This window comes from Mesorhizobium sp. M5C.F.Ca.IN.020.32.2.1 (genome assembly GCF_004023105.1).
Taxonomy (GTDB): Bacteria; Pseudomonadota; Alphaproteobacteria; order Rhizobiales; family Rhizobiaceae; genus Mesorhizobium; species Mesorhizobium wenxiniae.
The window spans coordinates 1-1,912 of record NZ_RZSX01001059.1; the positions used below are offsets into that span (position 1 = coordinate 1).

At 64.4% G+C, this 1,912-nt stretch carries 2 protein-coding genes; both read left to right on the plus strand.

From position 1 onward, the window contains the following. Nucleotides 1-748, plus strand: a 748-nt coding sequence (locus tag EOA86_RS32800; RefSeq protein ID WP_128345368.1) for a DUF4167 domain-containing protein, incomplete at its 5' end; no start/stop codon positions are given. A 224-nt stretch (nt 749-972) separates the two neighbouring features. After that, a partial coding sequence (locus EOA86_RS32805) for an ATP-dependent Clp protease ATP-binding subunit (protein WP_128345370.1) occupies nt 973-1,912 on the plus strand: 940 nt, incomplete at its 3' end.

Sequence of the window (1,912 nt, forward strand, 5' to 3'; positions counted from 1 at the left end):
CCAGCATGCCGAGCACTACAATCGCATCATCGCTGCCGCGCAGGCGCAGTTGCCGATCCAGAGCGCTCAGCAGAACCGCGACGATTTCGACGATGACGGCGACGAAGATCGCGACGAGTTCGACAATGCCGGCAACAGCAATGTCGGTGAGACTGCGGCTCCGGTGGTCAACCACGGTGGCGGCCCGCAGCCGGTCATCGACGGCACGCCAGCCGAGTTGGCCTTCAACCAGGAAAACGGCCGCGACAATCGCGATACCGGTGGGCGCGATACCGGTGGGCGCGACAATAGTGGGCGCGACAATGGCGGCCGCCATCGCGACCGTCGCCCCAATGGCGGCTACGGCCAGAACGGCGGCCAGCGCGGCGAATTTGGTGCGCGCGGCGAGCACGGCGGACAACGTGACGATCAGAACCGGCGTGGCGATCAGAGCCGGCGCAACGAGACACCGGTACAGAACGAGACGCCCATACAGGCGGAAACTGTGTCTCCGGTCGAGCCGGTTTCTGTGGCCGAACCCGCGCCGCAGTTCGAAAGCTTTTCGCCGGCGGCTTTGGCTGCCCAGGCCGAGATGAACGAAGCAGCCGCCGAAAGCGGCGCTGCCCGCCGCCCCAGGCGTCCGCGCCGTCCGCGCGTCAACGCTGATCAGGTGGATGGCGGTAACGACAATGCTGGCGCCGATAACGTGAATGCAGCGCCGGCGGAAGACGCCGGTGGCGAGCCTGCCATCATCGACGTCAACAACTGATCGAGCAAGGCCTTCAGACTTTCTTGGACGGCGGAGAGGAATCTCCGCCGTTTTTGTTTTGCGCACCCGGGCAATATTATGCATTCACCATTATTGGGACGTCTTGAGGGTCCGTGGCTTGCGCCCCATATCTCGCGTGAACAGGACCCGGCTCGAACGGGCGGGTCCGTCACCACAATCTGATCCGGTGCCGCAAAGCGGGCCGGTGACGGAAGGAGACAGAGATGAACCTTGAAAAATATTCCGAGCGCGTGCGCGGCTTCATCCAGTCCGCGCAGACCTTGGCGCTCTCGCGCAACCACCAGCAATTCACTCCCGAACATATGTTGAAAGTGCTCGTCGACGACGACGAGGGCTTGGCCGCGTCGTTGATCGAGCGCGCCGGCGGCAGCGTCCGCGACGTCAAGCTTGGCGTCGAGACGGCACTTGAGGCGATGCCCAAGGTGGAAGGCGGCAACGGCCAGCTCTATCTGGCGCAGCCGCTGGCCAAGGTGTTCTCGACCGCCGAGGAACTGGCCAAGAAGGCCGGCGACAGTTTCGTTACGGTCGAGAGGCTGCTGACGGCGCTGGCGGTCGAGAAATCCGCCAAGACTGCCGACATCCTGACCAAGGCCGGCGTGACGCCACAGGCGCTGAACCAGGTGATCAACGACGTCCGCAAGGGTCGCACCGCCGATTCGGCGAGCGCCGAGCAGGGCTATGATGCGCTGAAGAAGTACGCGCGTGACCTGACCGCCGACGCCCGCGCCGGCAAGCTCGACCCGGTCATCGGCCGCGACGACGAGATCCGCCGCACCATCCAGGTGCTGTCGCGCCGCACCAAGAACAATCCAGTGCTCATCGGTGAACCCGGCGTCGGCAAGACAGCGATCGCCGAAGGGCTGGCGTTGCGCATCGTCAACGGCGACGTGCCGGAATCGCTCAAGGACAAGCAGTTGATGGCGCTCGACATGGGATCGCTGATCGCAGGTGCCAAATATCGCGGCGAATTCGAAGAGCGGCTGAAGGCGGTCCTTTCGGAAGTTACCGCTGCCGCTGGCGGCATTATCCTGTTCATCGATGAGATGCACACGCTGGTCGGCGCCGGCAAGGCGGATGGCGCCATGGATGCGTCGAACCTGTTGAAGCCGGCGCTGGCACGCGGCGAACTCCACTGTGTGGGCG